General features: G+C 72.7%; 28 protein-coding genes. 18 read left to right on the forward strand and 10 right to left on the reverse strand.

The genetic code is table 11. From position 1 onward, the window contains the following. Nucleotides 1–10: 10 nt before the first annotated feature. Nucleotides 11–451, forward strand: a complete 441-nt coding sequence (locus ACIBSW_RS10475; RefSeq protein ID WP_354721431.1) for an SRPBCC family protein — start codon at nt 11–13, stop codon at nt 449–451. 51 nt (nt 452–502) lie between these two features. Here the strand turns inward: ACIBSW_RS10475 and ACIBSW_RS10480 are convergent, their stop codons facing one another. The 4 genes from ACIBSW_RS10480 to ACIBSW_RS10495 form a co-directional block, all read right to left on the reverse strand. Next, nucleotides 503–1120: a DUF3618 domain-containing protein gene (locus ACIBSW_RS10480; RefSeq protein ID WP_354721429.1), complete on the reverse strand. Its 618-nt coding sequence runs from the start codon at nt 1118–1120 to the stop codon at nt 503–505. Beyond that, entirely contained in the window at nt 1096–1518 is a 423-nt protein-coding gene (locus tag ACIBSW_RS10485; protein ID WP_354721427.1) for a phage holin family protein, read from the reverse strand. Before ACIBSW_RS10485 ends, ACIBSW_RS10480 begins: the two co-directional genes overlap by 25 nt. Next, entirely contained in the window at nt 1515–2156 is a 642-nt protein-coding gene (locus tag ACIBSW_RS10490) for a hypothetical protein (RefSeq protein ID WP_354721425.1), read from the reverse strand. Before ACIBSW_RS10490 ends, ACIBSW_RS10485 begins: the two co-directional genes overlap by 4 nt. A 94-nt stretch (nt 2157–2250) precedes the next feature. Continuing rightward, nucleotides 2251–3270, reverse strand: a complete 1020-nt coding sequence (locus ACIBSW_RS10495; RefSeq protein ID WP_354721423.1) for a LacI family DNA-binding transcriptional regulator — start codon at nt 3268–3270, stop codon at nt 2251–2253. A 154-nt stretch (nt 3271–3424) separates the two neighbouring features. Between ACIBSW_RS10495 and ACIBSW_RS10500 the strand changes: the two genes are divergently transcribed. From ACIBSW_RS10500 to ACIBSW_RS10515, 4 genes are all read left to right on the forward strand, one after another. After that, complete coding sequence (locus ACIBSW_RS10500) at nt 3425–3871, forward strand: hypothetical protein (protein WP_354721421.1); 447 nt, start codon at nt 3425–3427, stop codon at nt 3869–3871. An 84-nt stretch (nt 3872–3955) separates the two neighbouring features. Next, nucleotides 3956–5530 carry a glycosyltransferase family 2 protein gene (locus ACIBSW_RS10505; RefSeq protein ID WP_354721419.1) on the forward strand — a complete coding sequence of 525 codons (1575 nt, stop codon included), beginning with the start codon at nt 3956–3958 and terminating at the stop codon, nt 5528–5530. Between the two features lie 47 nt (nt 5531–5577). Then, a complete protein-coding gene (locus ACIBSW_RS10510; RefSeq protein ID WP_354721417.1) occupies nt 5578–6384 on the forward strand; it encodes an HlyD family efflux transporter periplasmic adaptor subunit in 807 nt (268 codons plus the stop codon). Further along, nucleotides 6381–8684 carry a glycosyl hydrolase gene (locus ACIBSW_RS10515; protein WP_354721415.1) on the forward strand — a complete coding sequence of 768 codons (2304 nt, stop codon included), beginning with the start codon at nt 6381–6383 and terminating at the stop codon, nt 8682–8684. Before ACIBSW_RS10510 ends, ACIBSW_RS10515 begins: the two co-directional genes overlap by 4 nt. 53 nt (nt 8685–8737) lie before the next feature. Here the strand turns inward: ACIBSW_RS10515 and ACIBSW_RS10520 are convergent, their stop codons facing one another. After that, the gene (locus ACIBSW_RS10520) at nt 8738–9010 is read right to left on the reverse strand and encodes a DUF4235 domain-containing protein (RefSeq protein WP_404799294.1); all 273 of its coding nucleotides are present in this window, start codon (nt 9008–9010) and stop codon (nt 8738–8740) included. A 133-nt stretch (nt 9011–9143) separates the two neighbouring features. Between ACIBSW_RS10520 and ACIBSW_RS10525 the strand changes: the two genes are divergently transcribed. After that, entirely contained in the window at nt 9144–9323 is a 180-nt protein-coding gene (locus ACIBSW_RS10525; RefSeq protein ID WP_354730845.1) for a YegP family protein, read from the forward strand. 114 nt (nt 9324–9437) lie between these two features. Further along, nucleotides 9438–9707, forward strand: coding sequence for a hypothetical protein (locus ACIBSW_RS10530; protein WP_354730843.1), 270 nt, complete (start codon nt 9438–9440; stop codon nt 9705–9707). Between the two features lie 6 nt (nt 9708–9713). Here ACIBSW_RS10530 and ACIBSW_RS10535 read toward each other — a convergent pair whose 3' ends face one another. From ACIBSW_RS10535 to ACIBSW_RS10550, 4 genes are read right to left on the reverse strand one after another with little or no spacing between them, the layout of a single operon-like run. Beyond that, complete coding sequence (locus ACIBSW_RS10535; RefSeq protein ID WP_404799295.1) at nt 9714–11186, reverse strand: long-chain fatty acid--CoA ligase; 1473 nt, start codon at nt 11184–11186, stop codon at nt 9714–9716. 4 nt (nt 11187–11190) lie between these two features. Further along, entirely contained in the window at nt 11191–11649 is a 459-nt protein-coding gene (locus tag ACIBSW_RS10540; protein WP_354729943.1) for a MaoC family dehydratase, read from the reverse strand. Continuing rightward, on the reverse strand, nt 11646–12527 hold the full coding sequence (locus ACIBSW_RS10545) for an amidohydrolase family protein (RefSeq protein ID WP_354729945.1): 882 nt from the start codon (nt 12525–12527) through the stop codon (nt 11646–11648). The genes ACIBSW_RS10540 and ACIBSW_RS10545 overlap by 4 nt, the downstream gene beginning before the upstream one ends. After that, nucleotides 12524–13432, reverse strand: coding sequence for an SDR family NAD(P)-dependent oxidoreductase (locus ACIBSW_RS10550; RefSeq protein ID WP_354729947.1), 909 nt, complete (start codon nt 13430–13432; stop codon nt 12524–12526). The genes ACIBSW_RS10545 and ACIBSW_RS10550 overlap by 4 nt, the downstream gene beginning before the upstream one ends. 86 nt (nt 13433–13518) lie before the next feature. Between ACIBSW_RS10550 and ACIBSW_RS10555 the strand changes: the two genes are divergently transcribed. From ACIBSW_RS10555 to ACIBSW_RS10565, 3 genes are all read left to right on the forward strand, one after another. Then, nucleotides 13519–13938, forward strand: a complete 420-nt coding sequence (locus tag ACIBSW_RS10555; RefSeq protein ID WP_354729949.1) for a MarR family transcriptional regulator — start codon at nt 13519–13521, stop codon at nt 13936–13938. A gap of 58 nt (nt 13939–13996) precedes the next feature. Further along, the gene (locus ACIBSW_RS10560) at nt 13997–14380 is read left to right on the forward strand and encodes a hypothetical protein (RefSeq protein ID WP_354729951.1); all 384 of its coding nucleotides are present in this window, start codon (nt 13997–13999) and stop codon (nt 14378–14380) included. A 77-nt stretch (nt 14381–14457) separates the two neighbouring features. After that, nucleotides 14458–15543 carry a glycosyltransferase gene (locus ACIBSW_RS10565; protein ID WP_354729953.1) on the forward strand — a complete coding sequence of 362 codons (1086 nt, stop codon included), beginning with the start codon at nt 14458–14460 and terminating at the stop codon, nt 15541–15543. Here ACIBSW_RS10565 and ACIBSW_RS10570 read toward each other — a convergent pair. Beyond that, nucleotides 15540–16352, reverse strand: a complete 813-nt coding sequence (locus ACIBSW_RS10570) for a PaaX family transcriptional regulator C-terminal domain-containing protein (RefSeq protein ID WP_354729955.1) — start codon at nt 16350–16352, stop codon at nt 15540–15542. The two genes, ACIBSW_RS10565 and ACIBSW_RS10570, sit on opposite strands and share 4 nt — an antisense overlap. 111 nt (nt 16353–16463) lie before the next feature. Between ACIBSW_RS10570 and ACIBSW_RS10575 the strand changes: the two genes are divergently transcribed. The 8 genes from ACIBSW_RS10575 to ACIBSW_RS10610 all read left to right on the forward strand — a co-directional run bounded on the left by ACIBSW_RS10575 (nt 16464) and on the right by ACIBSW_RS10610 (nt 23815). Next, nucleotides 16464–17654, forward strand: a complete 1191-nt coding sequence (locus ACIBSW_RS10575) for an ABC transporter substrate-binding protein (RefSeq protein ID WP_354729957.1) — start codon at nt 16464–16466, stop codon at nt 17652–17654. Further along, entirely contained in the window at nt 17651–18430 is a 780-nt protein-coding gene (locus tag ACIBSW_RS10580; protein WP_354729959.1) for an ABC transporter ATP-binding protein, read from the forward strand. The genes ACIBSW_RS10575 and ACIBSW_RS10580 overlap by 4 nt, the downstream gene beginning before the upstream one ends. Further along, nucleotides 18427–19095: an ABC transporter ATP-binding protein gene (locus ACIBSW_RS10585; protein WP_354729961.1), complete on the forward strand. Its 669-nt coding sequence runs from the start codon at nt 18427–18429 to the stop codon at nt 19093–19095. The genes ACIBSW_RS10580 and ACIBSW_RS10585 overlap by 4 nt, the downstream gene beginning before the upstream one ends. After that, entirely contained in the window at nt 19092–19952 is an 861-nt protein-coding gene (locus tag ACIBSW_RS10590; protein WP_354729963.1) for a branched-chain amino acid ABC transporter permease, read from the forward strand. Before ACIBSW_RS10585 ends, ACIBSW_RS10590 begins: the two co-directional genes overlap by 4 nt. Beyond that, on the forward strand, nt 19949–20923 hold the full coding sequence (locus ACIBSW_RS10595) for a branched-chain amino acid ABC transporter permease (protein ID WP_354729965.1): 975 nt from the start codon (nt 19949–19951) through the stop codon (nt 20921–20923). The genes ACIBSW_RS10590 and ACIBSW_RS10595 overlap by 4 nt, the downstream gene beginning before the upstream one ends. 2 nt (nt 20924–20925) lie before the next feature. Next, on the forward strand, nt 20926–22275 hold the full coding sequence (locus ACIBSW_RS10600; RefSeq protein ID WP_354729967.1) for a hypothetical protein: 1350 nt from the start codon (nt 20926–20928) through the stop codon (nt 22273–22275). A 52-nt stretch (nt 22276–22327) separates the two neighbouring features. Then, complete coding sequence (locus ACIBSW_RS10605; RefSeq protein ID WP_404799296.1) at nt 22328–23431, forward strand: PQQ-binding-like beta-propeller repeat protein; 1104 nt, start codon at nt 22328–22330, stop codon at nt 23429–23431. 195 nt (nt 23432–23626) lie between these two features. Continuing rightward, nucleotides 23627–23815, forward strand: coding sequence for a hypothetical protein (locus ACIBSW_RS10610; protein ID WP_354728641.1), 189 nt, complete (start codon nt 23627–23629; stop codon nt 23813–23815). The last annotated feature ends 7 nt before the right edge of the window (nt 23816–23822 follow it).

The following is a 23822-nucleotide window of genomic DNA, read 5'->3' on the forward strand; positions in this document are numbered from 1 at the left end:
GCCTGGCGTCATGGCCACGGTGACCCGGATGGTCCGCGCTCCGGCCGAGCAGGTCTACGCGATCCTCGCCGACGGCTGGACCTACAGCGACTGGGTCGTGGGCACCGCACACATCCGCCACGTCGACGCCGCCTGGCCCGAGCTCGGCTCGCGGCTGCACCACAAGGTCGGGCCGTGGCCGGTCTCGATCCACGACAAATCCACCGTCACCGCCGTCGACCCGGGACGGATGCTCGCGCTGCGCGCCGGGCTCTGGCCGCTGGGCGAGGCCGCCGTCCGCATCACGCTCGAGCCGGGCGGCGCCGGCCAGACCCAGGTGACCATGTCCGAGGACTTCCGGGCGGGCCCGCTGCGCTGGGTCCGTAACAAGATCAACGATCTCGTCCTGCACCGGCGCAACGTCGAGGCCCTGCGCCGGCTGGCCGAGCTCGCCGAGCGCTCCCGGCCCTGACGCCACCGTGGGGGCCCGCCGGTCGGCGGGCCCCCACGAACACGCTGTGGCTCAGGTCGCCTGGCGCGCGGCGTGCCTCGCCTCGCCCGCCGCGTCCTGTGCGGACGACTTCGCCTCGTCGCGGGTGGTGGCGGCGGCATCCCTGGCCGTCTCCTTGACCTGCCCGACGGCGTCCTGGACCGGACCCGAGAGATCGTCCTTCATCTCCATCGCCGTTTCCCTGACCTTGTCGGTCAGGTCGCCCGAGTTCTCCTTGATCTGCTGTCCGGCGTGCTTCTCGAGCTCCGTCGGCGGGATCAGGGACGCGGCCAGCAGGCCGATGCCGAACGCGATGACGCCCGCCGCGATCGGGTTGCCCTGGGTCTGCTGTGCCACCTGGTGCGGTGCCGCCTTCATCGAGTCGACGGCACCGTGCGCGGCGTCACCGGCCTGGTCGCCCAGCCGCGAAGCCTTGTCGCCGAGCTGCGCCGCCTTGTCCTTGACCGTGCCGGTCGCACCACCGCTGCCGCCGTAGCCCGGAGTACCCATGACCTTCTCCTTCACCGCGGACCACCGGCGCTTGGCGACCCGCCTGGGGCTGGTCTTGTCGGCCAGCCGATCCACGTCGCGGGTCAGCTCGGCCCGGGTGCCCTCGATCTCTTCCCTTATCCGGTCGGGTTCTTGAGCCATTTCGCATCCTCCTTGAGTGTCTCGACGGTCCGGGTCGGCACCGGGGACACGTCCTTGGCCTTGTTGCGGCCGTTGACGAACAGGACCGCGCCGCCGATGCCCCAGAGCACCGCGACGATGAGGAACGCCCAGCCGTGGTCCATCACGTTCGCCAGGCCGAACACCACGGCGAAGCTGAGCAGCAGCACGGCCAGGTAGCCGGCGAAGCCGGCAGCGCCGAGCATCCCGGCGGCCTTGCCGGCCTTTGTCGCCTCCTGCTTGAGCTCCACCTTGGCCAGCTCGACCTCCTGCCGGAAGAGCTTGGACAGGTCGTCGCTGATCTCGCCGATGAGCTCGCCGATCGAGGTCTGTCCCGGCTCGGTCTCATGCTCCGAGCGGAAGTGGTTCGGCGTACTCATCGGGGCTCGGGGGTGTACATCGGCTCGGTCCGCGGTTCGGCGACCACGGCGGGGTGGCCGGTTCCGGTGGCCGCGTACTGCGTGCCGGTCTCGGTGGGCGGCATGGCCGACACGAACGAGTCGGTGCGCGGCTTGGCGTCGGCCGGGGCCTCGACGGCGTTCAGGACGCCCTTGCCGAGCCGCCCGACGACGAAGCCGGAGACCAGCGCGGTCGCCAGGAACGCACCCGGACGGCGCCGGGCGAAGTCCTGCACCTCGCGCAGCACGCCCTCCGGACCGTTGCGGGACAGATAGTCGGCGACCTGGCGGCCGCCGTCGGCGACCCTGGTCACCACGGCGGCGGCGGGGCCGTCGGTGCGGTCCGACCGCATCTGGTCGAGCTCGTCGGCCATCCGGCGGATCCCGTCGACGACCCTGTCGTTCTGCGTACGCGCCTGGTCGGTGACCCGGCTCTTGGCCTCGGACGCCAGGTTGCGCGCCTGGACCGACGCCTCGTCGGTGACCCGGCGGGCCTGTTCCCTGGCGGTACCGGCGACGTCCGAGGCCGCGGTTGCGGCGGCGTCCGCGGCCTGGTTCGCCGCCTCGCGCTTCGTCGTCGACTCGTTCGGTGCCCGGGCATCGGATGGAACGGCTGTCATGACATGGCCTCCTGTGGTGTCGATGCGACTGACCGCGGGATACCCGGAGCGAAGATCTATACTCCTTGCTAGACAGCAAGTATTTCCGGGGCGCTCAGGCCGACTCCCGGAGCACCAGCTCGGTGGCGAGCACGATCGACGGCTCGGCCGGCTCGCCGCCGGCCATCCGCAGCACCTGCCGGGCCATGGTCCGGCCGATGTCGAGAATGGGCTGGTGCACCGTGGTCAGCGGCGGCTCGGCGCAGCGGGCCACGGCGGTGTCGTCGAACCCGATCACCGCCACGTCGTCGGGCACCTTCCGGCCGGCCCGCCGCAGCGCCCGCAGCGCGCCGGAGGCCATCAGGTCGGAGGCGACGAAGACCGCGTCGACCCTCGGCTCGTCCGCGAGGAGCCGGTCCATCGCGGCGCTGCCCGACTCCCGGCCGAAGTCCCCGTACGCCACGATCGGCGGCCGTCCCGACTCCGTCAGCTCGGCCCGGTAGCCCGCCAGCCGGTCGATCCCGCCGGCGACGTGCTGCGCGCCGGCGATCGTGGCGACCCGACGCCGGCCGGAGTCCACCAGCCGGCGCACCGCGAGCCGGGCACCGTCGGCGTTCGCGACGTCGACGTAGGACACCGGGAACCGGTCCGGCGGGCGGCCGTTGATCACCACCGGCACCCCCGTCCGGACGAGCCGGCGGGTCAACGGGTCGGCGCCGAGCGTGGACACCACCATGACGCCGTCCACGTGCCGGCCGGCGACGGACTGCTCGATGTGGTCCTGGCTCCGCGGCGAGTTGACCATCCGCAGCACGAGTTCCTTGCCGGCCTCGTCCATCTGCTGGCTCACCCCGTGCACGAGGGACGGGAAATAGGTGTCGTCGGAGAAGCTCCGGCCGGCCGACTCGGTGAGCACCAGCGCGTACGAATCCGTCCGGTGCGTCACCAGGCTGCGCGCCGCCAGGTTGGGCACGTAACCGATCTCGTCGACGGCGCGCAGCACCGCGGCGCGCTTGTCGACGTCGACCGTCGTCGACCCGTTGACGACCCGGGAGACCGTGGCCCGGGACACGCCGGCCCGGGTGGCGACCGCTTCCAGCGTGGGCCGGTACGAATTCCGCGCCTCGTCGCCCATCGTGCCTCCTGCAACGCGGGCGCCGCACCTCCGGCGCCGGTACGAAATATTCACCTGGCGGCTGCCCACTCGCCGATCCGAGTCAATGTGTCGGGCGCGGATGGCAATTCGAGGATACCGGCGGGTAAATCTCGAACGGGTCACGGAATCGGGTGTGACGATACTCATCACCGCCCCAGGTTTGGGCCGCCCGGGCACCCGGCCACGGGCTGCACCTTTGACCATGGAATTCGGGAGACGGTTGCGCGACGGCATATTTTCGGATGGCGAAATGAATTCCCCGAACATCATCGCGATCAGCGTCGGCGACGAGCGGCCGGGGCGGCGGCCATTAACGCGACCCGGCCCGCCGAGCAGGCGTGCTGACCTGCGATTGAACCTCGTGGTCATCGATTCGTCGACGGCATTTGATGAACCCCACGTTACGAACGAATACGGCGCTGTTTCGGCAGAATCTGTGGTCGCAGTCACCCCATTTGCCAATGATGGCGGTCTACCCCTAACGTCTTCCCGGTGCCACTTGACGACGTCGGCCGACCAGGGTCAGCACCCGCCGGATAGCGGGGTGGCCAAAATGATCGCCGTTTGCCAGGCGGAATGACAGTCGGATGCCCACGCAATGTCGCGGGGGTGGCTCGGGCCAATTCGGCGAACCTTGGCCTGCGAAAACCTTCTTGGAGTCACCATGTCGACCATTGATCCCCCGTCCCGCAAGGCCGCCGCGTCCGCGCGGCAGGCCTGGCGGCCGTTGCAGCGGTCCACCCGTCTCGCCATCTTCGGGGCGCTGCTCGCGACGCTGTTCTATCAGATCTTCCTGCTGAACCCGCAGTACCGCGGGCCGCTCTGGCTGTGGAGCGCGATGCTGCTGGCCGAGGGCCTGACCGCCATCCACGCCATCGGCACCTGGTGGACCATCCTGGCCCACGACAACCGCGACGAGCCGGTGGACGTGACGGTGCGGCGCAACCGGCTGCGCGCCGGCGCCGAGGTGCCGGGCATCGACGTGCTCATCACCGCGTACGGCGAGGAGCCCGAGCTGGTCCGGACGACGTTGCGGGCCGCCCGGGACATGACGCTGGAGCACCGGACCTGGGTCCTCGACGACGGCGACAGCGACGTCCTGCGCGGCATCTGCGCCGACGAGGGCGTCGGCTATCTGCGCCGCGACGGCGGCCTGCACGCCAAGGCCGGCAACGTCAACGCGGCCCTGGCCCGCACCGCGGGCGAGTACGTGGTGATCCTCGACGCCGACCATGTTCCGGAGCCGAACTTCCTGCTCCAGGTGCTGCCGCACTTCGAGGACCCGGACGTGGCGTTCGTCCAGTCGCCGCAGTCGTACACCAACCAGACGAACCTCGTCTCCACCGGCACGTCGGAGGCGCAGCGCATCTTCTACGAACTGGTGTGCCCCGGCAAGAACCACTTCAACGCCGCGTTCTGCGTCGGCACGAACGTGATGTTCCGGCGCAGCGCGCTGGACGACATCGGCGGCATCGCCACCGGCAGCAACTCAGAGGACATCTGGACCTCGCTGGAGCTGCACCGGCGGGGCTGGAGGTCGATCTACGTGCCGCAGGTGCTGGCCCGGGGCCTGGCGCCGACGGACGTGTCGTCGTACTTCAAGCAGCAGCTGCGCTGGGCCACCGGCGGGTTCGAGGTGATCCTGCGCGGCCGGCTGTTCCGGCGCGCCAACGGTCTCACCGTCGACCAGCGGCTGCAGTACCTCTTCGTCGGCACGCACTACCTGCTCTCGCTGGCGATGCTCACGTTCATGCTGCTGCCCGCGCTGTACCTGCTGTTCGCGCTGAGCCCGATCCGGGCCGACGGGGTGACCTGGGCGACCCACTACATCCCGTTCCAGGTGATGGTCCTGGTCGTCACCTGGCTGCAGTCCGGCGGCTTCAAGGGCTCGGCCATCGTCGCGAGCATCGGCGCCGCGCCGGTGCACGCCCGGGCCTTCTGGGCGACGCTGCGCCGCAAGCCGGCGAGGTGGAGCGTCACCAACCAGGCCGGCGGGGGCACCCGGTCGCTCTGGGTCGTGATGCCGCAGCTCGCCCTGCTCCTGCTCAACGTGACCGGCATCGTCGTCGGTCTCGCCGTCATGGCCGACCCGGCACCGACCTGGCTGTCGGTCGCCTGGGCCACCATGATCGTGCTGATCCTGGGCCGGATGATCGTCGAATCGGTCACCGGTGGCGACGACGCCGAGGCCGCCCCGATCGGCGCCGCGGACATTCCAGCGCACGCGACGACCCGCTGAGCACGCCACCCATCGGAAGAGTTCCGTCGTTCAAAGGACTTGCCGCCATGACCAGTGTGATCGAACACGACCGTCTCGAAGAAACCCCGCTGCCGGCCGACGAGCCGAAACCGGTCGCGCCCGCGCGGCGCACCGTCAGGTCGCGGATCCCCGCGGTCCGCACGTTCCTCGTCACCGTCCTGCTGCTGACCGCCGCGGGCGCCGGCGGGGCGTACGTACTGACCCACCGGCTCGCCGAGAGCGCCTTCCTGACCCTCGACGGCGCGGTCCTGACCGCGGACGCGCTCCCGGTCGGCTCCACCGGTTCGGGCGTGGTGACCGAGGTGCTGGTCACCGATCAGACCCGGGTCGCCGCGGGCCAGCAGCTCGCCCGGGTGCGGCTGCCCGCGGATCCGGCCAAGGGCACGCGACGGCCGGAGATGGAGACCCTGCGCGCGCCCGTACCCGGAACGGTGTCCAAGGTGAACGTCGCCGCCGGCGGCGTCACCGGCCCCGGCGAACCCGTCATCACCCTCTATGACCACACCAAGCTCAGCTTCGCCGTCAAGGCGACCGAGGAGGAGCTCCGCGAGCTGCGCCTCGGCATGTCGGCGCAGATCAGCGGCCCGGGCCTGGACCACCCGGTGCCGGTCACCGTCGACCACGTAGAGGCCCGGATCGGCGCCGACCCGCTCTCCGACGCGCCGCTCACCGACGAGCAGCGGACGGTGTACGAACGGCTCACCGTCGTGCTGGTTCCGCGTACCGACGCCGTCGACACGGTGAGCACGCTCGTGCCGGGGCTGCGCTTCACGGCCGAGATCGACACCAAGACCGCGGCGGGCCGTACCCCCGCGGTGAACGGAGCGGGATGACCAAGCAACTCCGGCGGATCATGACCGCCGCATGCCTCGTACCGACGGTGTTGCTCGCCGCGGCCTGCTGGTCGCGGGGATCCGGCGAGCCGGCCGGCACGCCGGCGCCGGCCGCGACCGGCGCGCTGTTCGAGGGCGCCGCCACCACCCGGCTCGGCCGCCCGGAACCGGGCGGCAAGGCCGGCCTGGCCGACGCCGCACCGGCCGACATGACACCGCGGCAGGGCCCGGCGCAGGCCGGCAAGCCGCTGGCCGGGCAGGCGCTGCCGACCAACCAGTGGTGGACCTCCGCCCTGACCGGCCCCCTGGAGCAGCCGATCTGGGGCCGCCCGCTGGCGATCAAGAACACCTCCGCCGGGATCGGGATCAGCGCGGCCGCGCCGGTCGCCTCGCCCAAGGCGGTGGTGACCCCGTTCCAGCCGGCGCTGAGCGCCGGCGGAGCGATCTCCACGGTGCGGGTCGTCGGGTACGGCGCCTTCCACGTCGTGCTGCGCGCCGAGCTCAGCGGCGGCGGCACCATGGAGATCACCATGGTGCAGGGCAGCCCGCTGCTGTACCTGGACTTCGGCGACACCACCCCGTCGCTGACCGCGAGCGCGCCGATCGGGCGCGCCGGCGGCACCGGCCCGCTGGCCCAGCTGATCATCGCCGGGCAGCGCTGGGATGTGCTGGCGCAGGACGGCGCCGGCTGGCGCCAGCAGGGCGACAAGCTCAGCGTGGACCGGCCCGGCAAGGGCGCGATCGTGGTCGCCCGGGTGCCGGACGGTGCCGACGGCGCGCAGTGGACGGCGGCGCTGACCGGCGCCGCCGGCGATCCGGTCATCCGCACCACGTCGCACATGACGCACGACGGCGTCACCGGCACGGTGACGCAGAGCCTGCGCGCCGAGCGGCAGTCCGGCAAGCCCGCGGTCTGGGCACTCCTGCCGCACCAGCAGGCGGGACTCGTACCCGGCGGCGGCCTGGAAACGATGGCCGGCGGGTACGCCGACCCGCTCGGCACCCTCACCCTTGCCCGGGGCACCGCCGTCGGAGTCCGGGTACCGATGCCGGGCATGATCACCGAACCGCCGGCGGTACCGCTCTCCGGAGCGGCCCGCGCCGCCGTCCTGGCCGACCTGGACCGGGACCTGGCGGACAAGCCCGCCACGGCGAACGGCGGCAGCTACTTCGGCCTGAAGGAGCTGGGCCGGCTGGCCACGATCGCCGAGGTGGCCAAGGGCGTCGGCGCGCTCCCGCAACGGGAGGCGGCCGTGCGCCGGCTGCGCACCGAACTCGTCGACTGGCTGACCTACGGCGGCCCGGGTGACGCCCGGTACTTCGCGTACGAGAAGGTCTGGGGCGGGATCACCGCCGTGCCCGCGGAGTTCGGCAGCGGCGACTACAACGACCACCACTTCCAGTACGGCTACCTGGTCCGCGCGGCCGCGGTGCTCGCCGAGGCCGATCCGGCGTTCCTGCGCGACTACGGCGGCGCCGTCGACCTGGTGGCGCGCGACTACAGCGGCTCGCTCTCCGGCGACGGCGCCGAGGGCTTCCCGGCGTTCCGCGCGTTCAACGCCTACCTCGGACACTCGGCGGCGTCCGGGTTCGCGCCGTTCGCCGACGGCAACAACCAGGAGTCGTCGAGCGAGGCGGTGGCCGCGTGGGAGGCGGTGACCCGCTGGGGCATCGTCTCGCGCAACGCGCGGCTGACCACGTACGGGATCACCCACTACGCGCTGGAGGCGGCGACCGCCCGCCGGTACTGGCTCGGTGAGCAGGGGCAGCGCCCCGCCGGCTACGCGCACACCGTCGCCGGGATCGTCTGGGACGCGAAGATCGACTACGCCACCTGGTTCGACCCCAAGCCGGAGTCGATCACGGGCATCCAGCTGCTGCCGCTGACGTTCGGTTCGCTGTACCGCGGCGACCCGGAGAAGGCGGCGGCCCGCGCGGCCGAGCTGGACCGGGACACCGGCGGCGGGCCCCGGGTGTGGGGCGACCTGTTCGCGGCCGACCTGGCCGTCGCGGACCCCGCGGCGGCCCGGCGCCTGCTCACCCCGGCGCTGACCCGGGAGGAGAGCACCAGCCGCGCGATGGTGCGCTACTGGGTGGAGCTGCTGGCCACGTACGGGCCGCCGCAGCCGGCGGTGGTCGCGGACGGGCCGTACGGCCTCGCGTTCGGCGGCGCCGACGACCCGCACCTGCTGGCCGTCAACCCGACATCGGCGCCGCGGACGGTGACTTTCCGCAGGGACGGCGAGGTCGTCGCGGTCGTGGTCGTCGATCCGGGCCAGAGCATCGTCCGGCAACCGTGACGGCGCGGGCGGCGGGCGACAACGCCCGCCGCCCGCGGCTCAACGCCGGGCGCTCAGGCGGGCCACTCGCCCGTCGCCCTGCGCACGCCGACGGCGCCGGCGCGCTCGACGGTGGCCTTCACCGCCGCGAAGATCGCACCCTGCAGCGCGGCCGCGGCGAGGATCTCGCCCCAGCCACGGTCCTCGTCGGTGGCGTTCGGGGCGTCGTCGTCGTTACCGGCCAGCTTCCACGTCTGCTTGAACAGCAGGCCGGCCAGCATGCCCGCGGCCGCGCCGGCGAGCCACCCGACCGGCTTGTACGCGATCTTGGTCTTCTTCCGTGTCATGCCTACCTGGTTCCCGCAGGTGACGGCGCCAAACAGCGACGCCGGACGATCCGCACGTTTGCCTCGTTCCGGACCGGGCACCTGAAGTGTGAGCCCGATCGGCTCAGACCCCCTGGTTCGGAAGGTGTGCACGATGAAGTTCGTCCTGAAGAAGACATCCACCGGTGAATTCCGCTTCAACCTCGTCGCCAGCAACGGGCAGGTCGTCGCGACCAGCGAGTCGTACACCCGCAAGAACTCGGCGCTCGACACGATCACGTCGATCCAGCAGCGCGCGGGCTCGGCCACGATCGACGACACCACCGCCGCGTAGTCCGCCGCCCGCCCGGGACCGGCCCGCCCGCGTGAATGAACGCCGGGTCACGTTAGCGACCTGGCCGGTCTGGGCAAAGCAGGCGGATACCACTCGACCATGAGGAGACAGACAATGACGACCGACTTCGCCGCTGGTGGCGCGCCGGGCTACAGCGACACCGTCACCGCGCCCACCGACAGCACAGACCCCCGTGCACGCGTCCGCGGCGCCGTAGCGCGGGTCAAGGAGCGGACGCCGCGGGCCGTCCGCGGCCGGCCCGCGCAGGCCGTCGCGGGCGTCCTGGCCGCCGCCGGCGCCGCCGCCGCCGTGGTCATCGGCCGCCGCCGCGCGGCGAAGGCGAAGGCGCGCAACCGCTGGCTGCCCGGCTTCCTGCGCCGCTGACCACCCTCAGTTCCGCTTGGGCAGCGGCAACGCGCGCAGGTCGCCCTTGCGGACCTTGTTCGATCCGGTACGCGGCAGGTCGTCCACGACGTCCACGTACGCCGGGATCTTGTAGCCGGCGAGCCGGCTCCTGAGGAAGGCCGGCACCTCACCCGGTGTGAGGTGCCGGCCGGGCGCCGGGACCACGAACGCGCGGCCGACCTCGCCCCACCGCTCGTCCGGCACGCCGACCACGGCGGCCTCGGCGACCGCCGGGTGCTCGAAGATCGCCGCCTCGACCTCGGCCGGGTAGACGTTCTCCCCGCCGGAGATGTACATGTCCTTGGTCCGGTCCACGATGCGGAAGTGCCCGTCGGCGTCGACGGTCGCCACGTCGCCGGAGCGGAACCAGTCACCGTCCACGAAAGCCGCCGCGGTGGCCGCCGGGTCGTTCCAGTAGCCCGGGGTGACGTTCGGGCCGCGGACCAGCACCTCGCCCGGCTCGCCGGGTTCGGTGTCCGTCAGGTCCGGCCGGACGCAGCGCACGTCGGCGAAGAAGACCGGCGGTCCGGCCGAGCCGAGGTGCTCGCGGCTCTCCCGGGCCTCCAGGAACGTCGCGCCGGGCGCGGTCTCGGTCATCCCGTAGCCCTGGCAGAACGCCAGTCCCCGCTCCTGGTAGCGGCGGATCAGCGCCTCCGGCACGGGCGCGCCGCCGGTGAGCAGGACCCGCACCGACGACAGGTCGGCGGTGTCCCAGCGCGGCGAGCCGGTGAGGCGCGCGAACATGGTGGACACGCCGAACATCCAGGTCACCCCGTGCCGGCCGATCAGGTCGAGGCAGTCGTCCGGGTCCCAGCTCGGCATGATCACCGAGGTGCCGCCCTTGAGCAGGGCCGGCAGCAGGCACTGGTTGAGCGCGGCGACGTGGAACAGCGGCGCGCTGATCAGGGCGACGTCGTCGCTGATCACGTCGACGCCGACCAGCAGGTTGTAGCAGTTCCAGACGATGTTGGCGTGGGTGAGCGTCGCGCCCTTGGGCGTACCGGTGGTGCCCGACGTGTAGAGGATGCAGGCCACCTCGTCAATGCCCGCCGGCTCCGCGGCGAGCACCGGGCCGCCGGAGGAGAGGAATTCCTCGTACGCGGTCAGGTGCACCGTCGTGCCGACCGATACCGGCGGCATGCCCGGCGCGACGATCAGCGCCGTCGTGCCGCTGTGCCGCAGCTGGTGGTCGAGCTCCGGTGCGGTGAGCCGGTAGTTCAGCGGCACGAAGACGGCGCCGAGGGCGTACGCGGCGAACATGGTCTCGACGAACGCCGGGTGGTTGGGGCCGAGGTAGGCGACCCGGTCGCCGCGGCGCACGCCGGCGCCGCGCAGGGCGCCGGCGAGCCGGGCGGTGCGCGCGTGCAGTTCGGCGTACGTGGTCCGCCGGTCCTCGAAGATCAACGCGGTGCGCCGGGGCGACATCGCCGCCCGGCGCGCCGGCCACGAGCCGAGCATGGCCTCAGGCGTAGTGCCGGTAGATGGGCCGGGCGACGCATGCGGGCTTGTCGAGCCCGTCGATCTCCACGGTGAAGTCGAAGGTGCTCTGCACGCAGTTGCGGCCCACCTCCTCGACGCTGACCACCGTCGCGCTCAAGCGGATCTTGGAGCCGACCTTGACGGGGCTGGGAAAGCGGACCTTCTCCAGCCCGTAGTTGACGCCCATCTTGACGTCCTCGACCGTGAGCAGCGCGCCGAAGAGCGGGATGACCAGGGAGAGGGTGAGGTAACCGTGCGCGATCGGGGCCCCGAACGGCCCGGCCTTGGCGCGCTCGACGTCCACGTGGATCCACTGGTGGTCGCCGGTGGCGTCCGCGAACGTCCGCACCCGGTCCTGGGTGATCTCCAGCCATTCGCTGTGGCCGAGGTCCTGGCCGACCAGGCCCTTGAGACCGTCGAGCCCCTTCACGGTGGTGGTCATTCCGCGTTCTCCTTTGCAGACAGGCCGAGCAGCCGTGCGGCGTTGGCCTTGAGAATCTTGGGGCGGACCGCGGGCTTGATGTCGAGCGCCGCGAAGTCGGCCAGCCAGCGGTCGGGCGTGATGAGCGGGTAGTCGGAGCCGAACAGCACCTTGTCCTGCAGCAGGCTGTTCGCGTACCGGACCAGCTGGGGCGGGAAGTACTTGGGCGACCAGCCGGAGAGGTCGATGTGCACGTGCTGCTTGTGCGTGGCGACCGCGAGGGCCTCGTCCTGCCACGGGAACGACGGGTGGGCCAGGATGATCCGCAGGTCGGGGAAGTCCACCGCGACGTCGTCGACGAGCATCGGGTTCGAGTACCTCAGGCGGATCCCGCCGCCCCCGCGCACGCCGGCGCCGATCCCGGTCTGTCCGGTGTGGAAGAGCGCGACCGCGCCGAGCTCCTCGATCGCCTCGTAGAGCGGGTAGGCGAGCCGGTCGTCCGGGGCGAAGCCCTGGAGGCTGGGGTGGAACTTGAACCCGCGCACGCCGTACAGCTCGACCAGGCGGCGGGCCTCGCGGACGCCGGCGCGGCCCTTGTGCGGGTCGATGCTGGCGAACGGGATCAGCGTGTCCGGGTGCGCCGCGCAGCCCTCGGCGATCTCCTCGTTGGCGATCCGCGGGTGGCCGGTGGCGTGCTCGGCGTCGACGGTGAAGACCACCGCGGCCATCGCGCGCTCGGCGTAGTAGGCGGCCGTCTCGTCGATGGTCGGCTGCCGGTTGTGCGCCTTGAAGTAGCCGGCCGACGCGCCGAGCAGCGCGGGGCTCAGCGATCCCCGCCCGTCCCTGCCGACCTCGGCGTGGGTGTGCACGTCGATCGCGGCGAGCCGGTCGAGGTTCATGACCGGGCCTGCGGCGCCGGGATTCCGTACGTCTCGGGCTCGGAGCCCACGCCGGCATCCCAGCCGGCGGCGATCGCCGCGGCGCTCCACCCGCCGTCGGCGAAGGCGACGGCCTTCTCCCGGGGGTGCGCCCAGAGCGCGAGCCGGTCGCCGCCGACGCCGATCGCCTGGCCGGTGACGTCCTTCGACGCGTCCGAGGCGAGGAAGACGATCAGGCCGGTGACGTCGTCGACGGTGCCGAGGCCCTCGTCGCGGCGCAGCCAGGCGGGGAACGCCGCGCCGGTGCGCTCCGCCTCCTCGATCACGCCGGCGAACGCCGGGATGGTCCGGGTCATCTCGGTGGCCGCGACGGGCACCACCGCGTTCACGGTGATCCGGCTGCGCGCCAGCTCGAGCGCCCAGGTGCGGGCCATCGCGGCGATGCCGGCCTTGGCGGCGGCGTAGTTGGTCTGCCCGAAGTTGCCGCGCTGCCCGGCGGGCGAGGAGATCAGGATGATCCGGCCGCCGTCGCCCTGCTCGCGCATCCGGATCGCGGCGGCGCGGGCACAGGTGAACGTGCCCCGGAGGTGCACCTGGACGACCGCGTCGAAGTCCTCGTCGGTCATCTTCCAGAGGACCCGGTCGCGCAGGATGCCGGCGTTGGTGATCAGCACGTCGAGGCGGCCGTAGCTCTCCACGGCGGCGGCGACCAGCCGCTCGGCGCTGTCCGTGTCGGACACCGAGGCGGTCACCCCGACGGCGGCTCCCCCGGCCCCGGTGATCTCCTCGACCGCCGCGGCGACCGCCGCCCGATCCACGTCGTTCACCACCACGGCGGCGCCGCTCCCGGCGAGCGCCCTCGCATAGCCCAGGCCGAGTCCCCGGCCCGCGCCCGTGACTACGGCGACTTTGCCGCTCAGATCCATGCCCATCAACCTCTCACGGAATCGGCGCCCGGCGATGTCGAGTGTTGCGATGAACAGGATTCCTGTCAATCGGCTAGCCTTGCGCCATGCGATCCGGCCCGTCCCTGCTGTACCTCGTCAAGCAGCTGGAGCTGGCGGTCCGGGCCCGCCTCGACGAGCTCGTACGCGGCGCCGGCATCACCGCGCTGCAATACACGGCCCTCACCGTGCTGGAGCGCCACGACGGCCTGTCCGCGGCCCAGCTGGCCCGCGACTCGTTCGTCACCGCGCAGTCCATCGCCGACATGGTGCGCGCGCTGGAGAACCGCGGGCTCATCTCCCGCGAGCGCGACGCCGCCAACCGCCGCGAGCTGCGGATCCACCTCACCGCCGAGGGGCAGCGGCTGCTCGCCTCGTTCGCCGCGCCCGTACGCGAGCTGGAGGACCGCATGATCTCCAAGCTGACGCCGGAGCAGGCGGCCGAGTTCCGCCAGTCCCTGATCGGCGGCTGGCAGGCTGTGCGGTGAATATGCGCGCAATGTACGGGCTGATTGCTAGCTTCCAGCCGGCCCGTAACGAACCATCATGGAGGCAATCAACGTGGACATACGAGACGAGATTCTCGCCGACGTCCTGAACGAGATCGAGGCTCCCGCACCTCGGCGCGGTCCGGCGCGGCGAGCGCTCACGGCCCTGGTCACCACGGCCGTGGCCACCACCGCCCTCGTCGGCGCCTCGCTGGTCACGGGGATGAACCCGGCGTACGCCGGCACCTGCGGCCAGCCCGACGCCCGGGCGGAGGACCAGTTCTACTCCTGCCGGGTCGGCGCCGGCCGCCACGACTACTTCTACGACTACCAGCGCCGGACCTACTCCAGCAGCCCGTACCCGCACTACTGCTACGTGTTCTGGGTGACCGTCAAGGCGCCGTGCGCCTTCGGCCAGTTCGAGCAGACCAAGTGCGCCTGACCGGCTGACATCGCATGACGCGCGGGTTGCCGGGTCACTCCGGCAACCCGCACGCTCGCCGAGAGTGGGGATACACAGTGGAGGGAATCACCGCCGCGGTCATCGCGCGCGACGAGGAACGCTGCATCGGCCGCTGCCTGTCCAGCCTGCTGGCTTCCGACGTCGACGACGTCGTCCTGCTCGACACGGGCTCGACCGACCGGACCGTGGCGACGGCCGCCGAGCTCGCCACCGACCGGCTGCGCATCGTCCGGTCGACCTGGCGCGACTCGTTCGCCGACGCCCGCAACGAGGCGCTCGCCGCCGGCGCCAACCGGACCGTCGTCTTCCTCGACGCCGACGAATGGCTGGAGCCGCCGGAGTCGCGGCGCCTGGCCGCGGAGGTGCACCGCGTCCGCGAGGCCGGCGGATACGACGCGCTGGCACCCCAGATCCAGGAGTCCAGCACCGGCGAGATCTTCTACGGCGTCACCCGGATCGTGCTCGACTCGCGCGAGACCTCCTTCCGCGGCGTCGTCCACGAGTACCCGGCCGTGGCCTCGGGCCGGGCCAGGATCGGCAAGCTCGGACTCACCGTCATGCACGACGGCTACAGCCTCGGCGCGGCGACGCGCGCCACGAAGGCGCGGCGGAACGCGGAGCTGATCGGCAGGGAGCTGGCCCGCACCGGCGGATCCGCCCGGGCACGGTACTTCGCCCTGATGGAGCGCCTCGACCACGCGGACGAACAGCGGATCCTCGGCGCCGTCGAGGAGCTCCGTGGCGCCGTCGACGACCCCGCCGACCCGTACCCCGCCGAGGACTACGTCCGCCGCGGGCTGATCGAGGCGATCACCCACCTGATCGTCATCGGGGCACCCACCACCGCGCTCGACCTGACCGGCGGGCTGGCCGAGGACACGGACGCCGCGTACCTGCGCGCGATGGCGCGGATCGTCAAGGGCGAGGCGAGCCACGACGTGCTGCGGGACGTCATCATCGCGCGCCGGCTCGGCACCGGAACCACGACGAGCTCGATCTGCCCCGACGGGCGCCACCTCGACGCCGTCATCGCCTTCCTCATCGGCGTCCGCGGCGACGAGGACCGCGCCGCGCGCTACCGCCAGGCCTCCCCCGCCTGGACCGACCCGTTCTTCCTCAACTCGATGATGCGGACCGCCTAGGCGCGGTCGTCGGTGATCATGTCCAGCACCTGATCCGCGATCCGCGTGGCGGGCGGGCGCAGCGCGTCGTCGAGGTGGGTGAAGACCTTCTGCGCGTGCAGCGCCGGCCAGTCCTCGGGCAGGTGCTGGAACGGCAGGTGCGGGTCGCGCCGGACCAGCTGCAGCCAGTCGGCGACCAGGCGCAGCTTGGCCGCGAACGGGTCCGGCGACGGTCCGCGGCGCTCCCAGCGGGCGAGGAAGTCCTCGTACTGCCGCGCCATGCCGTCGACGTCATAGGCGTCGCGGATGAGCTGCGCGACGTCGGTGAGCTGGTCGGCGTGCGCCCGGAAGACCCGGACGTGCGCGTCGAGGCCCAGCCCGGCGACGATCGGGGCGACGTCCGGCCCGCCGGGCGCGATCCACAGCCCGCCCTGCAGCGGCCCGAACCCCGCCCACACCAGCTGCGACCGCAGGTCACGCCGCTGGCGCTGCCAGGCGTCCGGCAGCGAGAAGGCCAGCAGGGTCCAGGTGCCGTCCCAGTCGTGGTTGACCGCGCCGGTCTCCAGGGCGCGGTGCCGGCCGTCCAGCAGGATCCGCTCGGAGCGCTCGGTGAGGCCGAAGTACATCCGCCGGCCGCTGCGCCGGCGGCGCAGCAGTCCACGGTTGACCATCCGGGTCAGCGTCGACCGGGCCGCGTGCTCGGCGACGTCGACGCGCGCCGCGGCGTCGACGAGGCTGCCCGAGTAGACGCACACGGAACGGCCGAGGACGTACTCCCCGAACAGGGTGAGCACCAGCGCCTGCGGGCGCAGCGCCTCCTGACTGCTCAATTCGCACCTTTCCGCCGTACGCGATGATGGGCATTTTCTTGACTGCCGTTCAGAATAAGCCTAACTTGGGCCCAATCTTCGTCAATGCGCAGCCCTCTCCTGGAGGTACTCGTGCGACGTCCAACCCTTGTCCTCATAGGCCTGGTGGCGGCGCTGGCCGCCGCCGGATGCGGCGGCAACTCCTCGGGCGGCGGCGACAGCGGCCCGGTCAAGGTCGGCCTGATCACCTCGCTCACCGGGAACTACGCGCCGCTGGGCAGCGAGGACCGCAAGGCCGTCGAGCTGGCGGTCCAGCAGATCAACGACAGCGGCGGCCTGCTCGGACGCCCGGTCGAGCTGAGCGTGCGGGACGACAAGAGCGCGCCGGACCAGTCGGTGCTCGCGTTCAACCAGCTCACCGACGACGGCGTGGTGGGTGTGCTGGGTTCGCCGTTCTCCAACTCGGCGCTGGCGACCATCCCGCAGGTCGATCGCGAGAAGGTGCCCTACGTATCGCTGACCCCGGCGGACGAGCAGGTCAACCCCGTGCACCCGTACGTGTTCGTGGTCCCCGCGACCTCCGGCACCTACGCCGACCGGATCCTGCAGTACTACCAGGCGCAGAAGTACACCAAGGTCGCGATCGCCTACGACACCAAGAGCTCGTACGCGATGGCGGGCTTCGCCGGCACCCAGGCCAAGGCGGCGCAGTACGGCATCACGCTGGTCGCCACCGAGCAGTTCCAGACGACGACGACCGAGTTCAGCGCGGTGCTCAACCACGTCCGCTCCTCCGGCGCGCAGGCGCTGGTGGTGTGGGCCACCGGCGCGCCGTCGGTGGCCTTCGCGAAGCAGTACGCGAGCGCCGGCCTCGACATTCCCCTGATGTTCACCGGCGCGCAGGCCAGCACCCTGTGGCTCAAGCCGACCGGGCCGGCGGCCGAGGGCATCTTCGTCGCCAGCTCCCTGGCGGTCGTCGGCGACGCCCTGCCCGACGGACCGCAGAAGCAGGCCGTCAACGACCTGACCGTTCCGTTCACCGCCAAGCACGGCTACGCGCCGCCACAGTTCGCGGCGGACGGGTACTCCGGCACGAAGCTGCTGGCCGCCGCGATCCAGAACGCGGACTCCACGGATCCGGAGAAGATCCAGAAATCGCTGGCCGGACTCACCCTGCTGACCCCGAACGGCACGTACCGGTACAGCGACACCGACCACTCCGGACTGTCGTCGAAGTACATCTCGATCAACGTGGTCAAGGGCGGCGCCTTCACGGCGACCGACTGGGCCACCGCCCAGCTCGCCGGCCTCGCCAACGGATGACGACCCCGGAGCCCGTACTGCTGAGCGTCGCGGGCGTCTCCCGCAGGTTCGGCGGCGTGTACGCCCTGCGCGACGTCGACGTCGACGTCACGCGGGGCGAGACGCACGGCGTCATCGGCCCCAACGGCGCCGGCAAGTCCACCTTGTTCAACGTGATCGGCGGGCATCTGCGGGCCGGTTCCGGCACCATCGCGTACGACGGCGCCCGGATCGACCGCGCCGCGCCGCACCGCCGGGCCCGGTCCGGGATCGCGATGGTGTTCCAGGGCGCGCGGCTGTTCCACGGCATGACCGCGCTGGAGAACGTCATGGTCGGCGCGCACGCCGCGACCCGGGCCGGCGCGCTCAGCGCGGTCCTGCGCCTGCCCCGGCACCACCGCGACGAGCGCAGGATCCGGGACTGGGCCCGCGAGGCGCTGGACCGGGTCGGCCTCGCCGACTGGGCCGGGCGGCCGGCCGAGGCCCTGCCGCTCGGCCAGCAGCGGGCGCTCCAGCTCGCCCGGGCGCTCTGCGGGCAGCCGCGGCTGCTGCTGCTCGACGAGCCCGCGTCCGGGCTGCGCGCCGCCGAGCGGACCGCGCTCGCCCAGCTGATCGCGGAGCTTCGGGCCGGCGGGCTGACCATGATGCTCGTCGAGCACGACGTCGCGTTCGTCACCCGCCTCGCCGACCGCATCACGGTCCTGGACCTGGGCCGGGTCATCGCGCAGGACGTGCCCCGGGCGATCCGCGCCGACCAGCGGGTCATCGACGCCTACCTCGGCGGTGGCACAGCATGAGCGACCCGGTGATCGAGGTCGAGGAGCTGACTGTGCGGTACGGCGCGGCGGTCGCCCTGGACGCGGTCAGCCTCGACGTGCGGGCCGGCGAGCTGGTCGCGCTCATCGGGCCGAACGGCGCCGGGAAGTCCACCCTGGTCAACACGCTCTCCGGCATCCTGTCGCCGGCGTCCGGGCGGGTCACCGTCACCGGGCGGCTGGCGCACGTGCCGGAGGGCCGGCAGATGTTCGGCAGCCTGACCGTCGACGACAACCTGCGGCTGGGCGCCTGGCGCGACCGCGACCGGAGCACCGACCGGATCTACGCGATCCTGCCCGAGCTGGCGCCCGTCCGGCGCCGCCGCGCGGGCCTGCTCTCCGGCGGCCAGCAGCAGATGGTGGCGCTGGGCCGGGCCCTGATGGGCCGCCCGCGGGTGCTGGTCATCGACGAGATGTCGCTCGGGCTCGCGCCCCTGGTCGTCGCCGGCCTCGCGACGCACCTGCGTGCGCTCAACGCCGAGGAGGGGCTGGCGGTGCTGCTGATCGAACAGAACGCGCGGCTGGCGCTCGAGCTGTGCTCGCGGGCGTACGTGCTGGAGGCCGGCCGGCTGGTCGCGCACGGCACCGCCGCGGAGCTCGCGTCCAGCCCAGCGGTGGTCGCCGCCTATCTGGGCGGCGCGGCATGAGCGAGTTCCTCCAGTACCTGATCACCGGTCTCGGCGTGGGGTGCGCGTTCGCGCTGATCGGCAGCGGCCTCGTGGTCATCTACCGGGTCACCCGGGTGGTCAACTTCGCGCAGGGCGCGTTCGCGGTCATCGCGGCGATGACGGTCTCGTCGCTGCTGGGCTCCGGGGTGCCGCACGGCCTGGCCGAGGCGCTCGCCGTCGCGCTGGCCGGGCTCGTCGGGCTGCTGGTCGGCCTGACCGCGATCGGCAAGCCGGGCACCAGCCCGCAGTCGGCGCTCATCGTCACCCTCGGTGCCGCGGTGTTCGCGTACGCGGTGGAGATCCTCATCTGGGGCGACCAGCCGCGCTCGTTCCCCGGGCTGCCCGCGTCGGTCACGGTGCTCGGCGCCCGGGTGCAGAGCCACTATCTGTTGATCATCGCCGCCTCGGCGCTGGTCTTCCTCGCCATGGCGCTCCTGTTCGCCCGCACCGACCTCGGCAAGGCGCTGACCGCCGCGGCGGCGAACCCGTACGCCGCCCGGATCGTCGGCATCGACGTGCGGCGGATGGGCCTGCTCTCGTTCGTCATCGGCGGCGCGCTCGGCGGCCTGGCCGGCGTGCTCGTCACCCCGGTGCAGCAGGTGACGTTCGACGGCGACGTCGTGCTGGTGGTCAGCGGCTTCGCGGCGGCCATCCTCGGCGACCTCACCCGGCCGGCCGCGACGCTGCTCGGCGGCCTGCTGCTCGGTGTGGCGCAGGCGATGGTGGCGGGCTACCTGAGCACCTCGTACCAGAGCGAGGTGGCGCTGGTCCTGATGCTCGTCGTGCTGATCGCGCAGGCCGCCCGCCGCCCGATGATCCAGGAGGAGCCGGCGTGACGAGACCGCGGCCCGGCACGCTGCTGACCGCAGCCGCCACGCTGGCGCTGCCGCTGCTGCTGCGCGACGACCACCTGACCCTCTACGTCCTGCTCGGCCTCTCCGCCATGGTGACCATCGGGCTGTCGATGCTGATGGGCTACGCCGGCCAGGTCTCGCTGGGCCAGGCCTCCTTCTACGCCCTCGGCGGGTACGCGGCGGGCCTGATCGGCGTGCACGGCGGGCCGACGCTGCTCGGCCTGCTCGCCGCGCCGGCTGTCGCGGCGGCGGTGGCGCTGGTCGTCGGCGTGCCGATCCTGCGGCTGCGCGGCCACCAGCTCGCCTTCGCCACCCTGGCCCTGCAGCTAATCCTGCTGTCGCTGCTCAGCGACGCGACCTGGGCCGGCGGGGCCATCGGCCTGCAGGGCATCCCGCACCTCTCGATCGCCGGCGTCGAGCTCGACCGGGACATCGACTACGCGTACCTCACCTGGGCCGGCGTCGCCGTCACCATGGTCGTGGCGCACAACCTGATGTCCTCGCGCACCGGCCGGGGGCTGCGGGCCCTGGCCACCAGCGAGACCGCCGCCGCCGCCGGCGGGGTGCCGGTCGGCCGGTACCGGCTGCTGGTCTTCGCGGTCTCCGCCGCGTTCGCCGGCCTGGCGGGCGGCGTGTACGCCTACTTCGTCGGCTACCTCGCGCCCGGCTCGTTCCCGGTCCTGCTCTCGGTCCAGTTCGTCGTGATGGCCGTCGTCGGCGGGCTCGGCACCATCTGGGGCGGCCTGTTCGGCGCGGCGGCCGTCACGCTCCTGGTCCAGTTCCTCACCGACTTCGGCACCCGCCCCGGGATGCCGAGCTACGCGCCCGGAGTGCTCTCGTACGCCGTGTACGCGGTGCTGCTCGTGCTGGTCGTGCTCTTCCTCCCGCAGGGCCTGGTGCCGGCCGTGCGGAAACGGTGGCCGTGGCCCCGTCTCGTCCCGACCCGGAGGTAACCGTGATCCGAAGACTCGCCGCCATCCTCCTGCTCGCCACCACCCTGTTCGCGGGGGCGCCGCCCGGCGCCGCGACGGCCGCGACACAGCACTCCGGCGTCCTGCGCGACGGCGGTAGCTGGATCGCCGACGTGCCCGCCGACTGGAACGGCACCCTCGTGCTGTACAGCCACGGCTTCGGCCCGCTCACCGCCGCCGACGCGCCGAGCCCCGCGGTCCGGCAGGCCATGCTGGACCGCGGCTACGCTCTGGTCGGCTCCTCGTACGACCCGAACGGCTCCCTCTGGGCGCTGAAGAGCGCCGCCCGCGACCAGTTCGAGAGCCTCGCCGCGATCACCGGGATCATCGGCCGGCCCCGCCTCACCCTCGCCCTCGGCACCTCGATGGGCGGCCTGGTCAGCGGCCAGGAGGCCCAGCTCGCCGGGCACCGGCTCGACGGCGCCGTCTCCACCTGCGGCCTGATGGCCGGCGGCATCAACCTGAACAACTACCAGCTCGACGGCGAGTACGCGCTCAACCGGCTGCTGCGCCCCGCCGAGCCGGTCAAGCTCGTCGGCTACGCCGGCCCCGCCGAGGGCGCCGCCGCGGCGGCCCAGCTGTCCGCCACCGCCACCGCCGCCCGGGCCGGCGCCGCCGGGCGCGCCCGGGTCGCGCTCGCCACCGCGCTGCTGAACATGCCCACCTGGTCCACCGGCCAGGCCGAGCCGCCCGCGCCGCGCGACGCCGAGGGCATCGCCACCGCACAGTACGAGTGGCTCGTCGCGACGCTGCCGTTCATCATGCCGGCGCGGTACTACATCGAGCTCTCGGCCGGCGGCAACGCCTCCTGGAACGCCGGCGTCGACTACGCGGCGCTGCTGGCCCGCTCGCCGCACCGCGACACCGTCCGCGCCCTCTACCGCTCCGCGGGCCTGGACCTGCGCGCCGACCTCACCGACCTCACCCGGCACGCCGCCGTCCGCGCCGACGCGCCCGCGGTCCGGTCCCTGGCCCGCAGCTCGACGCTCAGCGGCCACCTCGACGTGCCGAACCTGACCATGCACACCCTCTACGACCAGCTCGCACCCGTCGAGTTCGAGGAGCAGTACGCCCGCCAGGTGCGCGCGGCCGGCGACCGGGCCCTGCTGCGCCAGGCCTACGTGAACCGCCGCGGCCACTGCGCCTTCACCCCGAGCGAGATCATCGCCGCCGTCCGGGCCGTCGAGCATCGCGCGCGCACCGGCCGCTGGGGCGCCGCCGCCACCGCCCGGCACCTGCAGGCCGACGCCCGCGCCCTCGGACTGGGCGACACGCCCGCGTTCGTGGACCACCGGCCGGGCCGGTTCGTCAACGACCGGCACCTCACCGGGTGACCGTCCCGCGCGCCCCCGGGTCCTTTCCTTCCCGGGCGGCGATCCTACGACCATGTACAAGATCGCGGCAGCGGCCGCCGCCTGCCTGACGCTCGTCGCCGGTGCCGCACCCGCCGGGGCGGCACCGGACACCGGGCCCGGCACCGCCCGGCTGCGCATAGCCTGGACCGCCGGTCCCGCCGCGGCGGGCATTCAGACCGCCCCGGTCTACCTGGCCGGCTCGACCTATCACGTCGAGGGCGTCGCCGACCCCGAGAAGCTCCGGTCGCTCACCCGGGTGGTGCGCCGGGACGCCGGCACCGGGCGGCGCCTGCCGTTCGCCACCGGCGCGGTCGAGTCGATCGCCGGGTACCCGCCGGTCGCGGACGGGCGCTCGCTGTTCGTCACCACCTTCCGCGAGGAGACTCGGCTGTGGGCCTTCCACCCGGACGGCCGGGTGCTGTGGAGCCGGAACCAGCCCGGCGAGCTGTACCCGCATCGGCCGCTGCGGGCGGGCCCCTACCTGATCACCGCGTCCAAGTCCGGGTGCGACGTCGAGTGCGACCACAACACCGTCTTCGCCTGGCATGCCGACGACGGGCGCCCGGCATGGTCGTACCGGTTGCCCGGCGGATACCTCAGCCTCGCCGCCGCCGGCCACGTGGCCGTGCGGACCGACACGTTGACGGTCCTGGACGCCGGCACCGGCGAGCGGCTGTGGTCGCGGCCCGCCGAGGCCGGCGGCATCGCGGTGGACGGCACCCACGTCTACGTCGCGGACGGCTCGCTGCGGGCCTACCGGGTCGCGGACGGCAGCCTGGCCTGGACCGGCGAGGACGCCGGGTACACCGCCGCCTACCCCAGCCGGTACGGGATCTTCGCGACCGCGGGGCAGCGCCTCGCGGCCTACGACCTGACGGGACGCCGCCGCTGGTGGAGCGGGATCCATCCACGGACGACGCTCACCGTCGACACCGGCGTCGTCTACTTCCAGCAGTCCCCGACCCGGCACAACGCCGGCCCGGCGTACCTGGTGTCGATGCGCGCCTCGAACGGCGCCGTGCTGAGCCGGGTGCGGATCTGGGGCCGGCCCAGCGTCGGCGACGTCGCCGTCGGCGGCGGCCGCGTCTTCACCAAGGCCCTCCTGGAGAAGATCGTCGCCTTCGCCCCGGCCTAGGGCCTGTCCTGCCGATCATGGCGACGCCGAGCCGAGGTCCAGGTTTCGCGTCGCAAGTGGGCCGGACGGTCGAATACCGGTGTTGTATTCGGCCGTTCGGACCGCGCCGCGAGGCGGAAGCTGGGCCCGGCGCAGGCCGTCATGATCGGCAGGACAGGCCCTAAGCCCGGTTGAGGTAGATGCAATCTACGTAGATTGCATCTACCGGCGTCGCCGCTGTTCGCCGTACCGGAGCAGTCGCCGGCCTCGGAGTTCTCCAACCCGGACGTCGCCCGGCGGGTCCTCGAGGCGGTCGGTGGCGACGCCCGCGCCTACGCGAACATCGCCGGCGCCGTGGACGCCGTCTGGGGTCCTGGCGATGTGGTGGCCGCCTGGCAGAACTGACCTCTCC

Source organism: Actinoplanes sp. NPDC049668 (assembly GCF_044465445.1).
Classification (GTDB): Bacteria; Actinomycetota; Actinomycetes; order Mycobacteriales; family Micromonosporaceae; genus Actinoplanes.